Source organism: Falsirhodobacter sp. 1013 (assembly GCF_051195255.1).
Lineage (GTDB): Bacteria > Pseudomonadota > Alphaproteobacteria > Rhodobacterales > Rhodobacteraceae > Falsirhodobacter.
Genome location: NZ_JBNJLK010000003.1, coordinates 59,031 through 70,693, shown reverse-complemented (window position 1 = coordinate 70,693; position 11,663 = coordinate 59,031). Strand labels below are relative to the sequence as shown.

Here is an 11,663-nt window from a genome sequence, read left to right as displayed (position 1 = left end):
AAAGCAACAATCGGCACAAAAGGGAAACATATGGTAAAAATTCATAGCCCCCGGAACCGCTGTTTCGCAAATTCTGCAATCTCTGCGAGCAACGGCTTCATCGGACCTTCCGGCATCTTCTGCTGTCCAAGCATCCATGCAAGCAGGTCCTGATCATTCTCTTGCAAAATTTTGTCATAAATTGCAACCGTATCTTCGGGCAGATCAGCAAGATGTGTATCGGCCCACGGTCCAAGGATAAGGTCCATCTCCTTCATTCCCCGCCGCCATGACCGCATGTGCAGACGCTTCCGGGCATCGTTCATGATTCTCTCCCCCTGTCATCGTGGAAACGCTTGATCGGTCCCCACGCGCACCCTAAGACGGGAACGCAAAAACTTCAAATCGAGGAACGTCATGGCCTTCCTGTCCGACACCCTGTCGCGTGTCAAACCGTCCCCCACCATCGCGGTGACCAACAAGGCCCGCGAGTTGAAGGCGGCCGGGCGCGACGTGATCGGCCTGGGCGCGGGCGAACCCGATTTCGACACGCCCCAGAACATCAAGGACGCGGCCAAGCGCGCCATCGACGAAGGCAAGACGAAATACACCGCCGTCGACGGCATCCCCGAACTGAAGCAGGCCATCTGCGACAAGTTCCAGCGCGAGAACGGCCTGTCCTACAAGCCGAACCAGGTGACCGTGGGCACCGGCGGCAAGCAGATCCTGTACAACGCCTTCGTGGCCACGCTGAACCCGGGGGACGAGGTCATCATTCCCGCGCCCTACTGGGTCAGCTATCCCGACATGGTGCTTCTGGCCGGCGGCACGCCCGTGCCGGTGGTGGCCGGGATCGAGACGAATTTCAAGCTGTCGCCCGAAGCGCTGGACGCCGCCATCACGCCCAAGACCAAATGGTTCATCTTCAACTCCCCCTCGAACCCCACGGGTGCGGGCTACACGAAAGAAGAGTTGAAGGCCCTGACGGACGTGCTGATGAAGCACCCGCATGTCTGGGTGATGTCGGACGACATGTACGAACACCTCGTCTTTGACGATTTCGAATTCTTCACCCCGGCGCAGGTCGAACCCGGCCTCTACGACCGCACGTTGACCTGCAACGGCGTCAGCAAGGCCTATGCCATGACCGGCTGGCGCATCGGCTATGCCGCCGGTCCGGTAGAGCTGATCAAGGCGATGGGCACGATCCAGTCGCAATCGACCTCGAACCCCTCCTCGGTGTCACAGTACGCCGCACTGGAAGGCCTGACGGGCCCGCAGGAGTTCCTGACCGAGAACAAGGCCCTGTTCCAGCGCCGCCGCGATCTGGTCGTGTCCATGCTGAGCGAGGCGCCCGGCATCACCTGCCCGACGCCGGAAGGCGCGTTCTATGTCTATCCCGACATCGCGGGCTGCATCGGCAAGACATCGCCCAAGGGCACCGTCATCACCGATGATGAAGTTTTCGCCAGCGCCCTGCTGGAAGAAGAAGGCGTTGCGGTCGTCTTCGGCGCGGCCTTTGGCCTGTCCCCGAACTTCCGCGTCAGCTACGCCACGGCGGACGAGGTGCTGCGCGAGGCCTGCACCCGAATCCAGCGTTTCTGCCGCGGGCTGAGCTGACGATGAAAGAGCTTCCGGGCCTTTATTTCCGCATCCGCGACAATGGCGCCTTCGTGTTCCGGCTGGACACGGAGAACCGCCAGCGTCGCCTGGATCTGGAGCATGTCGCGACGGTGAACATCGGCAAGGGCGAGTTCAAGACGCAGGGCGACCGGAAGCTTGAACCCGCCGAGGTGGAGGAGATCCGCGCCTGGATCACCGCCCGGCGCGAGGTTCTGGCGCAGCGCGAGTTCGACGCAGCGCTGGGCATGATCGAGCAGATGAACCTGACCACCCAGTGGCTTCAAAGCCGCGCCGACGACGCGCAGGCCGACGCGGTCACCGAAGGGCTGCTGATGGCGATGCACGATCTGCGCGGCGTTCTGGTCCGCCGCCGCGCCGACCGTTCCACGAAGGATGCCGCCGACTAGGTCGGTTCCCATGTTCCTGTCCGTTTTCGACATCTTCAAGATCGGCGTGGGCCCCTCCTCGTCCCATACGATGGGGCCGATGGTGGCGGCGGGCCGCTTTCTGGACCGGCTGCGCGGCAGCCCGTTCCAGCCCGTGGGGGTGCGCGCCTCGTTGCACGGATCGCTGGCCTTTACCGGCGTCGGCCATGCCACCGACCGCGCCACCATCCTGGGTCTGGCCGGTTTCCTTCCCGACACCTTCGACGCGGCGAAGGCCGAGGAGACGCTGACCGAGATCACCCGCACCGGCCGCATCCGCCCGCCGGGGCTGCCGGACCTTTCCTTCGACCCGAAGCGGGACCTGCTGTTCGATTACGGCCCCGCCTTGCCCGGCCATGCCAACGGCCTGATCCTGCGCGCGACCGACGCGCAGGGCGATGTGCTGCTGCAGGAAACCTACTACTCCGTCGGCGGTGGATTCGTGGTGACGGCGGACGAACTGGCCCATGGCAGCGCCACGCCCGAAGTGCGGGTGCCCTACGCCTTCCACAATGGCGACGAGATGCTGGCCATGGCCGCACGCTCCGGCCTGTCGATCGCGCAGATGAAACGGGCCAACGAACGGGCCCTGCGTTCCGAAGCGGACCTGACCGCCGGCATCGACCGCCTGTGGCAGGTGATGACCGACTGCATCGACCGGGGGATCGCGCGTGACGGCATCCTGCCGGGCGGGCTGAACGTGCGTCGGCGGGCGCAGAACATCCATGACCAGCTTTTGCGCGAACGCGGGCTGAACATGGTCGCCCCGCACACGATCAACGACTGGATCGCCCTTTACGCCATGGCGGTGAACGAGGAGAACGCGGCCGGCGGACAGGTCGTCACCGCGCCCACGAATGGGGCCGCGGGCGTGGTGCCGGCCGTGATCCGCTATTGGCTGGACCATGTGCCGGGTGCCAGCCGCGCCAAGCTGGACGACTTCCTGCTGACGGCGGCGGCCATCGGTGGGCTGGTCAAGCACAACGCCTCCATCTCGGGCGCGGAATGCGGCTGTCAGGCCGAAGTCGGCTCGGCCAGCGCCATGGCGGCGGCGGGCCTTTGCGCCGTTCTGGGCGGCAGCCCCACACAGGTGGAAAACGCAGCCGAGATCGCGCTGGAGCATCATCTGGGCATGACCTGCGATCCGGTGAAGGGGCTGGTTCAGGTGCCCTGCATCGAACGCAACGGGTTGGGCGCGATCAAGGCCGTGTCTGCGGCCAGTCTGGCCCTGCGGGGCGACGGGCAGCATCTGGTCAGCCTGGACGCCTGCGTGGAAACGATGCGCCAGACGGGCCGTGACATGCACGAGAAATACAAGGAAACCTCGCTCGGCGGGTTGGCGGTCAACGTTCCCAACTGCTGACGGCGGCGATCGCCGCGTCCAGACGCCGGCGCGGCAGCATCACCAGCATTCCGGGCCCGTCGAAGGCCAGCCGCACCTGCCGCGCCTCGGCCGCGTTGGAGGTGCCGATCCGGCCGTCCGGCGCGAAATCCAGCCCGTCGATGGGCCAGACCAGCCCCTGCGACCGACCGATCACCCGCGTCATCGGAAACAGCGACACGCGATCCCCCGGCGAAAGCCGCAGGTCTAGGGGGTGCAGCGCGTGAAAGATCACGTCCTCCGGCCCCAGCAGAAGGCAGGGCGGGCCACGGTGGCGCACCAGCGCGTTCAGCACCGCGAATCCGTGATCGACCCGCGCCCCCGCCACCCCCACCGCCAGCACGAAGGGCGCGTCGATGTTGCGCAGCGCCTTGTCGAAATCCGTGCTGTCCTGTTCCGTCACGTGATGCAGCCGGTCCGCCAGACGGGCCCGCGCGGCGGCGGAAATGGAATCGAGATCACCGATCACCGCCCCCGGTTCCTTTCCCAAGGCCAGCGCACGGTCGGCCCCCCCGTCGGCGGCCACGAGGACGGGCGCCCGCGACAGGGCCAGACGCAGATCACGCCGAGTCACTGGGCCACCCGCGATCAACGTCACCGCGTGTGATGATTGAACAATCTGCGCCATCATGCGAGTGAGTGCCCGTAACGAAAAGACGGCGGAGGAAGAGCCGCCCTTCCCGCAGTGACCACGATCTGACATCCAACCCGCCGACCCGGATCGGGCCCGAGGGACGAGCGCCACATGAACGGACCGAAGAAAATCATGACCGTCTCATACGGGACGTTCTCCTGCACTCTGGAGGGATTTGAGGATCCGTTCAACCTCATGCAGGAGGTGGCGGATTATTTCCGCACGGTCGCCGCGTCCGACCGGCAGTTCGGCGCCGAACATCCGGCCCATCCGCGGCTGGACACGCCCCCACCCACCCCGCCTTCGGCCGAAGACCCTTCGGTAGAGCGGTTGATCCGGGAAGCCGACACCCAGATGAGCGAACCCGCGAACCAGCGCCGCCAGTCGGCCATCCGCCACCTGCGCGCCGCCGTGGCCGCCAGCGCCGCCGAACGGCTGGATCGTCCCAGAACCGAATCCCCCGCCCTGCGAACGGAACCCGCGCCCCTGTCCACGGGGTTTGCGGCCTTTGCCGAATGCCTGGGGGCCGACACGCCGTCGGAACTGGCCGAAGCCGCCGCCGTCTGGCTGCTGCGCATGGAACAGCGGCCGGTCTTCACCCGCCCACAGGTGCTGCGCCATGTGGCCAGCCTCGCCTCGCTGACCCACGAAGACATGGTGGAAGGGTTCGAGACGCTGGTCGCGGCCGCCATCCTCGAACGGCAGGACCGCGGACGCTTCGCGCTCACCTCGCGCTCGGTCTTCCTGCGCGAGGTGAACGGCCGCCCCTGACCCTTCAGTCCGCGAAGGGATCGGTGACGAGGATCGTGTCGTCCCGCTCGGGCGACGTCGACAGCAGCGCGACGGGGCACTGGATCAGCTCCTCGATCCGGCGGACATACTTGATGGCGGCGGCCGGAAGGTCGTTCCAGGACCGCGCGCCAGCGGTCGATTCGCTCCAGCCGTCCATCTCCTCGTATATGGGGGTGCAGCGGGCCTGCTGGTCGGCGGCGATGGGCAGGTGGTCCAGACGTTTTCCGTCCAGATCGTAGCCCACGCAAATCTTCAGCGTCTTGAACCCGTCCAGCACATCCAGCTTCGTCAGCGCGATGCCCGACACGCCCGAGGTGGCGCAGGTCTGGCGCACCAGAACCGCGTCGAACCAGCCGCAGCGACGCTTGCGGCCCGTGACGGTGCCGAATTCGTGCCCGCGTTCGCCCAAACGCTGGCCGTCCTCGTCATGCAATTCGGCGGGGAATGGGCCTTCGCCCACGCGGGTGGTGTAGGCCTTCACGATGCCCAGCACGAAGCCGATGGAGTTCGGGCCAAGCCCCGTCCCCGTCGCCGCCTGCCCCGCGATCACGTTCGAGGAGGTGACATAGGGATAGGTGCCGAAATCGATGTCCAGAAGCGCGCCCTGCGCCCCTTCGAACAGGATGCGCTTGCCGGCGCGGCGGGCGTCGGTCAGCACCTTCCAGACGGGGGCGGCATAGGGCAGGACCTGCGGCGCGATCTCCCGCAGCTTGGCCAGCAGGTCGGCGCGGTCGATCGGCTCCATCCCAAGGCCGCGGCGCAGCGCGTCGTGATGCACCAGCAGGCGGTCGACGCGCAGTTCCAGCGTGGCGTCATCGGCCAGATCGGCGACGCGGATCGCGCGACGGCCGACCTTGTCCTCATAGGCCGGGCCGATGCCGCGGCCGGTGGTGCCGATCTTCGCGACCGCCGCCTGGCCTTCGCGCGCCCGGTCCAGCTCGCCGTGCAGCGGCAGGATCAGCGGCGCGTTTTCCGCGATCATCAGGTTCTCGGGGTTGATCTCCACCCCCTGCCCGCGCAGCTTCTCGATCTCGGTGACCAGGTGCCAGGGGTCCAGGACGACGCCGTTGCCGATCACGCTCAGCTTGCCGCCGCGCACGATGCCCGAAGGCAGGAGCGAGAGCTTGAACACCTTCTCGCCGATGACCAGCGTGTGGCCGGCGTTGTGACCGCCTTGGAAGCGCGCGATCACATCGGCGCGTTCCGAAAGCCAGTCCACGATCTTGCCTTTTCCTTCGTCACCCCACTGGGCGCCGACGACGACGACATTGGCCATTTGGCGGTCCTTTCCGGTCCTTGGTCAAACCGTCTGTGTCATAGCGGCTGACGGCGGGGGAAGAAACCCCTGACGATGTCGTGGGCACCCTTCCATCAGGCGCGCCGCCCCCTTATGCTGCCCGCGCAGAACGCCATGATGGGGACCGACACGATGAAACGGCTGATGATTGCCCTCCTTCTGACAACCGTGCCGGCCCTCGGCCATGCGTTCGAGACGCGTGCGACCTCTGCCTGGGTCTACGACATGACCACGCACACGGTGCTTCTGGACAAGAACGCCCACACGCCCGAACACCCCGCGTCGATGTCGAAGCTGATGACGCTGAACATGCTGTTCGAAGCGCTGCATGACGGCCGCGTCACCATGGACACCACCTTCCCCGTGTCCGAAAAGGCCTGGCGCATGGGCGGGTCGAAGATGTTCGTCAAACCCGACGACCGCCCCACGGTCGAGGAGCTGATCCACGGCATCATCGTGAACTCGGGCAACGACGCCTGCGTGGTGGTGGCCGAAGGCCTTGGCGGGACCGAGGAAAACTTCGCCAAGATGATGAACGACCGGGCCAAGCAGCTGGGCCTGAACGATTCCCACTTCGTCAACTCCTCGGGCTGGCCGGATCCGGAACACCTGATGTCGATGCACGATCTGGGCGCGCTGGCCGTCCGCCTGATCGAGGAGTTCCCCGAGCTGTACCAGAACTTCTCGGTCCAGTCCTTCGTCTACATGAACCGCGTTCCCGCGAACTCGGCCAACCGCAACCCGCTGCTGGAGATCCAGGCCGGCGACTGGCACGCCGACGGGCTGAAGACCGGCCACACCGAGCAGTCGGGCTACGGCCTTGTCGGTTCGGCGAAGTCCGATCAGGACGGCCGCCGGATCGTCTTCGTGATCAACGGCCTGCAAAGCAACGCCGACCGCGCGACCGAGGCGGAAGCCATCTCCAACTTCGCGTTCCGGCAGTTCACCCAGAAGACGGTGGTGAAGGCGGGCGAACGGCTGGGCACGGCCGAGGTGTGGATGGGACAGGCGCAGGATGTGGGCCTTGTGGCGGCCGAGGATGTGAAGCTGTTGGTGCCCGTGCAGTTCCAGGACCAGATCGCGGCCGAGATCGTGTATTCCGGCCCCGTCGACGCGCCCGTGGCGCAGGGGCAGGAACTGGGATCGCTGCGCGTGACCATTCCGGGCATGGGCGAACAGACGGTTCCGCTGGTGGCCGAAGGCGCCGTGGCGCCGGGCGGCTTCGGCACCCGGCTGATGACGGCGGCCCGCGTTCTGGCCGACCGGTTCCTGGCCGCCGACGCGGCCGCCCCGGCCAAGCAGCCCGCCCAGTGACCGCAGGCGGTCGCTTTCTCAGCTTCGAGGGGATTGACGGGTCGGGCAAGTCCACGCAGGCCCGCGCGCTGGCGGACGCCCTGCGCGCGCGCGGCCATGACGTGACCCTGACGCGCGAACCCGGCGGCAGCGAGGGGGCGGAGGAGATCCGCCGCCTTCTGCTTCAGGGCGACCCCGACCGCTGGTCCGCCACGACCGAACTTCTGCTGTTCACCGCCGCCCGCCGCGACCATCTGGAAAAGACGATCCTCCCGGCGCTGGGGCGGGGGGGCATCGTCATCTCGGACCGGTTCGTGGACAGCACGCGCATGTATCAGGGGTTGCGCGGGGGCCTTGCCGCGCAGGCGGACCTGCTGCACGACACGATGATCGGGCTGGACCCGGACCTGACCCTGCTGATCGACATCGACCCCGACCTGGGCCTGTCCCGCGCCCGCGGCCGTGGCGGCGAACAGCGGTTTGAAGATATGGGCTTGTCCCTGCAACGCCAGATGCGGGACGGGTTTTTGTCGCTGGCCGCCGCCCCCCGCTTCCGCATCATCGACGGCGCGCAGGACGCGGACGCCGTGGCCGCCGACGTGCTGGCCGCGACGCTGGACCATCTGGCGGGCGCCTGATGGCCGAGGTGACGCTTCCCGAACCCGACCGCGTCGACGGCGCGCCGCACCCGCGCGACACCCGCACCCTGTTCGGCCATGACCGGGCCGAGGCCGCCTTCCTGGACGCCTTCAACACCGGCCGCCTGCATCACGGCTGGCTGATCACCGGCCCGCGCGGCGTGGGCAAGGCGACGCTGGCCTGGCGGATGGCCCGCTTCCTTCTGGCGCAGGAAGGGGGGATGTTCGCCCCCGACTCGTTGGAGGTGGAGCCGGATCATCCCGTGGCCCGCCGCATCGCCGCCCTGTCCGAACCGCGCCTGTTCCTGTTGCGCCGGGGCGCGAACGCCACCGGATCGGCCCTGTCCGCCGACATCCGCGTGGACGAGGTGCGGAAGATGAAAAGCTTCTTCACCCTGTCGGCGGCGGATGGCGGGCGGCGCGTCGCGATCGTGGACGCGGCGGACGAACTGGCCCCGGCGGGCGCCAACGCCCTTCTGAAGCTGCTGGAGGAACCGCCCGCCGATGTGACGCTGATCCTTGTCAGCCACCAGCCTTCGCGCCTCTTGCCCACGATCCGGTCGCGCTGCCGCGAACTGCGCCTGTCCGCGCTGGCACCGGCGGCGATGCAGGACGCGCTGGTGCAGGCAGGCGCGGCGGTGGAGGATCCCGTGGCGCTGGCCGAACTGGGCGGCGGATCAGTGGGCGAAGCCGTGCGGCTGCTGAACCTGGACGGGCTGATGCTGTACCGGCAGCTGGTGGACCTGCTGGGCACCCTGCCCCGTCTGGACCGTGGCCGCGCGCTGGCGCTGGCCGAGGCCGGCGCGGGCCGCGGGAACGAGGCGCGGTTCGACCTGATCGTCGGCCTGATCGACCGGCTTCTGGCGCGGATGGCGCGGGCCGGCACGCTCGGCACGCTCCCGCCCGAGGCCGCCAAAGGCGAATCCGACGTGATCGAACGGCTGTCCCCCACCCCCCGCGCCGCACTGGCCTGGGCCGAATTGCAGCAGACGCTGGGGCACCGGGCGCGTCAGGGAAAGGCGGTCAACCTTGACCCTGCCGCCCTTCTCATGGATATGGTTCTGAAAATTGACGAGACGGCGGCCACGCTCGCCCGGACATGTGCATGATCGTTGACAGCCACTGCCACCTGGACTTCCCCGACTTTGCCGAAGAACGGGACGAGGTGATCGCCCGCGCTCGCGCCGCCGGTGTCACGCGCATGGTCACGATCTGCACCCGTCTGCGCAACGAACCCGCCGTCCGCGCCATCGCCGAGGCGCATGAGGGCGTGTTCTACGCCGCCGGCACCCACCCGATGAGCGCGGCGGAAGAGCCGATAGCCACGGTGGACCAGCTGGTGGCGCTGGCGGCGCATCCGAAATTCGTGGGGATCGGGGAAACCGGCCTTGATTACCACTACAGCGCCGAATCGGCGTCGGTGCAGCAGGAAAGCCTGCGCGTGCATGTGGAAGCGGCGCGCCGGACCGGCCTGCCCCTGATCATCCACGCCCGCGACGCCGATGACGACATGGCCCGCATCCTGACCGAAGAACACCGCGCGGGCGCGTTCAGCTGCGTGATGCACTGCTTCTCCTCCTCGGCCGGACTGGGGCGGGCGATGCTGGATCTGGGGTTCTACCTGTCCATGTCGGGGATCGCGGCCTTTCCGAAATCGGGCGCGCTGCGCGACATCTTTGCCACCGCGCCGCTGGACCGGATCCTTCTGGAAACCGACAGCCCCTATCTGGCCCCGCCGCCCCATCGCGGCCGCCGCAACGAACCGGCCTACACCGCCCACACGGCCAAGGTGGGGGCCGAGGTGTTCGGGATGACGCTGGACGATTTCGCCGCCGCCACCACCGCCAATTTCGACCGCCTGTTTTCGAAGGCCGCCGCATGATCCGGCTCACCATCCTCGGCTGCGGGTCGTCGGGGGGGGTGCCGCGTCTGGGCGGACATTGGGGGGCCTGCGATCCCACGAACCCGAAGAACCGCCGCCGCCGCTGTTCGCTGCTGGTGGAACGGTTCGGCGATGCGGGCGTGACCCGCGCGCTGATCGACACCACGCCCGACATGCGCGACCAGCTTCTTGACGCAGGTATCGGCGAACTGGACGCCGTCGTCTACACCCACCCGCACGCGGACCACGTCCACGGCATCGACGACCTGCGCCAGATCGCCTTCAACACCGGCAGCCGCCTGCCCGTCTGGGCCGACGCCGCCACGCAAGAAGCGCTGCTGTCCCGCTTCGCCTATGCCTTCGTGCAGCCCGCAGGCTCCTCCTATCCGCCGATCTGCGACCTGCATTCCATCACCGGCGCGTTCGAGGTGCCGGGGCCGGGCGGCCTGATCCCCTTCCGGCCCTTCACCGCGCATCACGGCAACATCGACGCGCTGGGCTTCCGGATCGGTGACGCAGCCTATCTGCCCGACGCCGTGGCGCTTCCAGACGAAAGCTGGCCCGTTCTGGACGGGCTGGACCTGTTCATCGTCGACGCGCTGCGCCCGAAACCCCATCCCTCGCACGCGCATCTGGCGCTGACGCTGGAATGGATCGCCCGCGTTGCCCCGGCGCGTTCGATCCTGACCAACATGCACATCGACATGGATTACGACACGCTGTGCCGGGATCTGCCGGACGGCATCATCCCCGCTTATGACGGAATGAGGATCGACTTGTGAACGCCCTCCTGAACGTCATCCTGCCGGTCTTTCTCGTCATCGGCTTCGGATACTGGGCCCGGCGATCGGGGCTGATCGTGGATTCGGCGATCGACGGGGTCACCCGTTTCGCCCAGAACTTCGCGCTTCCCTGCCTTCTGTTCTACAACATGGCGACGATCGACATCGCCGGCAGTTTTGAACCGGGGATCTTCCTCGCCTTCTATGCCGGGGCCTTCGCCTGCTTCATCATCGGCGGGCTGGCCGCGTGTTTCCTGTTCGGGCGCCCGCCCGAGGATTCGGTGGCCATCGGCTTCTGCTGCCTGTTCTCGAACTCCCTCCTGCTGGGCATCCCGATCATGGAACGTGCCTACGGGTCCGACGCGCTGGCCGGGAACTTCACCATCATCGCGTTGCATTCGCCGATCCTGTACGGCGCCGGCATCGCCACGATGGAGATCGTGCGCGCCCGCGGCACCGGCATCCGGAAAGCGCAGCTGATCCGGCAGATCCTGCAATCGCTGATCCGGCAGCCCCTGGTCATCGGCATCCTGCTGGGCTTTGCCTGGAACGCGACAGGCCTTTCCCTTCCGGGCGTGCTGGAAGGCGGGTTGCAGATGATGATGCGCGCGGCGCTTCCGGCGGCCCTGTTCGGCCTTGGCGGAGTGCTCTGCCGCTATCGCCCGGAGGGGGACGTGAAGCTGGTGGCCATGATCTGCGTCCTGTCGCTGATCATGCACCCGCTGATCGGCTACGGCATCGGCCGCGCGGTCGGGCTGGGCGTCGATCAGCTGCGGTCCGTCGTGGTGACGGCGTCGATGGCACCGGGCATGAACGCGTTCCTGTTCGCCAACCTGTATGGCGTGGCCAAGCGCGTCAGCGCCACCAGCGTGCTGGTCGCGACGGCGCTGTCGCTCTTCTCCATCTGGGGCTGGCTGCACGTCCTGCCGTAACGGGC

13 protein-coding genes are annotated in these 11,663 nt (G+C 67.4%); 10 read left to right on the top strand and 3 right to left on the bottom strand.

The window, feature by feature from the left end:
• Positions 1-41: 41 nt before the first annotated feature.
• Entirely contained in the window at positions 42-305 is a 264-nt protein-coding gene (locus tag ACSHZY_RS06605) for a succinate dehydrogenase assembly factor 2 (protein ID WP_435167140.1), read from the bottom strand.
• Positions 306-396: 91 nt separating this feature from the next.
• Here ACSHZY_RS06605 and ACSHZY_RS06600 point away from each other — a divergent pair, with 91 nt between their 5' ends.
• From ACSHZY_RS06600 to ACSHZY_RS06590, 3 genes are read left to right on the top strand one after another with little or no spacing between them, the layout of a single operon-like run.
• On the top strand, positions 397-1,599 hold the full coding sequence (locus ACSHZY_RS06600) for a pyridoxal phosphate-dependent aminotransferase (RefSeq protein WP_435167138.1): 1,203 nt from the start codon (positions 397-399) through the stop codon (positions 1,597-1,599).
• Positions 1,600-1,601: 2 nt separating this feature from the next.
• Positions 1,602-2,009, top strand: coding sequence for a hypothetical protein (locus ACSHZY_RS06595; RefSeq protein ID WP_435167135.1), 408 nt, complete (start codon positions 1,602-1,604; stop codon positions 2,007-2,009).
• A gap of 10 nt (positions 2,010-2,019) precedes the next feature.
• Positions 2,020-3,390, top strand: coding sequence for an L-serine ammonia-lyase (locus tag ACSHZY_RS06590; RefSeq protein WP_435167132.1), 1,371 nt, complete (start codon positions 2,020-2,022; stop codon positions 3,388-3,390).
• Here the strand turns inward: ACSHZY_RS06590 and ACSHZY_RS06585 are convergent.
• The gene (locus ACSHZY_RS06585) at positions 3,371-4,039 is read right to left on the bottom strand and encodes a thiamine diphosphokinase (protein ID WP_435167129.1); all 669 of its coding nucleotides are present in this window, start codon (positions 4,037-4,039) and stop codon (positions 3,371-3,373) included. The genes ACSHZY_RS06590 and ACSHZY_RS06585 overlap by 20 nt on opposite strands.
• 135 nt (positions 4,040-4,174) lie before the next feature.
• Between ACSHZY_RS06585 and ACSHZY_RS06580 the strand changes: the two genes are divergently transcribed.
• Positions 4,175-4,813, top strand: coding sequence for a hypothetical protein (locus ACSHZY_RS06580; RefSeq protein WP_435167126.1), 639 nt, complete (start codon positions 4,175-4,177; stop codon positions 4,811-4,813).
• A gap of 4 nt (positions 4,814-4,817) precedes the next feature.
• On the opposite strand, the gene ACSHZY_RS06575 is transcribed toward ACSHZY_RS06580, so the two are convergent.
• Entirely contained in the window at positions 4,818-6,110 is a 1,293-nt protein-coding gene (locus ACSHZY_RS06575) for an adenylosuccinate synthase (protein ID WP_435167123.1), read from the bottom strand.
• 138 nt (positions 6,111-6,248) lie between these two features.
• On the opposite strand from ACSHZY_RS06575, the gene ACSHZY_RS06570 reads away from it, so the two are divergent.
• The 6 genes from ACSHZY_RS06570 to ACSHZY_RS06545 are packed head-to-tail and all read left to right on the top strand — an operon-like array spanning position 6,249 to position 11,658.
• Positions 6,249-7,445 carry a D-alanyl-D-alanine carboxypeptidase family protein gene (locus ACSHZY_RS06570; RefSeq protein ID WP_435167859.1) on the top strand — a complete coding sequence of 399 codons (1,197 nt, stop codon included), beginning with the start codon at positions 6,249-6,251 and terminating at the stop codon, positions 7,443-7,445.
• Positions 7,442-8,062 (top strand): dTMP kinase, encoded by a 621-nt coding sequence (tmk, locus tag ACSHZY_RS06565; protein WP_435167120.1) that lies wholly within the window; start codon positions 7,442-7,444, stop codon positions 8,060-8,062. Before ACSHZY_RS06570 ends, tmk begins: the two co-directional genes overlap by 4 nt.
• Complete coding sequence (locus tag ACSHZY_RS06560) at positions 8,062-9,171, top strand: DNA polymerase III subunit delta' (RefSeq protein ID WP_435167117.1); 1,110 nt, start codon at positions 8,062-8,064, stop codon at positions 9,169-9,171. The genes tmk and ACSHZY_RS06560 overlap by 1 nt, the downstream gene beginning before the upstream one ends.
• A complete protein-coding gene (locus tag ACSHZY_RS06555; RefSeq protein ID WP_435167114.1) occupies positions 9,162-9,944 on the top strand; it encodes a TatD family hydrolase in 783 nt (260 codons plus the stop codon). Before ACSHZY_RS06560 ends, ACSHZY_RS06555 begins: the two co-directional genes overlap by 10 nt.
• A complete protein-coding gene (locus ACSHZY_RS06550) occupies positions 9,941-10,726 on the top strand; it encodes an MBL fold metallo-hydrolase (RefSeq protein ID WP_435167111.1) in 786 nt (261 codons plus the stop codon). The genes ACSHZY_RS06555 and ACSHZY_RS06550 overlap by 4 nt, the downstream gene beginning before the upstream one ends.
• A complete protein-coding gene (locus ACSHZY_RS06545) occupies positions 10,723-11,658 on the top strand; it encodes an AEC family transporter (RefSeq protein ID WP_435167109.1) in 936 nt (311 codons plus the stop codon). The genes ACSHZY_RS06550 and ACSHZY_RS06545 overlap by 4 nt, the downstream gene beginning before the upstream one ends.
• Positions 11,659-11,663: the final 5 nt, after the last annotated feature.

Coding starts and splice junctions, on each gene's coding strand:
- ACSHZY_RS06560 (WP_435167117.1), top strand. CDS start 8,062: ATGGCCGAGGTGACGCTTCCCGAACCCGACCGCGTCGACGGCGCGCCG.
- ACSHZY_RS06580 (WP_435167126.1), top strand. CDS start 4,175: ATGACCGTCTCATACGGGACGTTCTCCTGCACTCTGGAGGGATTTGAG.
- ACSHZY_RS06585 (WP_435167129.1), bottom strand. CDS start 4,039: ATGATGGCGCAGATTGTTCAATCATCACACGCGGTGACGTTGATCGCG.
- ACSHZY_RS06550 (WP_435167111.1), top strand. CDS start 9,941: ATGATCCGGCTCACCATCCTCGGCTGCGGGTCGTCGGGGGGGGTGCCG.
- ACSHZY_RS06590 (WP_435167132.1), top strand. CDS start 2,020: ATGTTCCTGTCCGTTTTCGACATCTTCAAGATCGGCGTGGGCCCCTCC.
- ACSHZY_RS06555 (WP_435167114.1), top strand. CDS start 9,162: ATGTGCATGATCGTTGACAGCCACTGCCACCTGGACTTCCCCGACTTT.
- ACSHZY_RS06595 (WP_435167135.1), top strand. CDS start 1,602: ATGAAAGAGCTTCCGGGCCTTTATTTCCGCATCCGCGACAATGGCGCC.
- ACSHZY_RS06570 (WP_435167859.1), top strand. CDS start 6,249: ATGGGGACCGACACGATGAAACGGCTGATGATTGCCCTCCTTCTGACA.
- ACSHZY_RS06605 (WP_435167140.1), bottom strand. CDS start 305: ATGAACGATGCCCGGAAGCGTCTGCACATGCGGTCATGGCGGCGGGGA.
- ACSHZY_RS06600 (WP_435167138.1), top strand. CDS start 397: ATGGCCTTCCTGTCCGACACCCTGTCGCGTGTCAAACCGTCCCCCACC.
- ACSHZY_RS06575 (WP_435167123.1), bottom strand. CDS start 6,110: ATGGCCAATGTCGTCGTCGTCGGCGCCCAGTGGGGTGACGAAGGAAAA.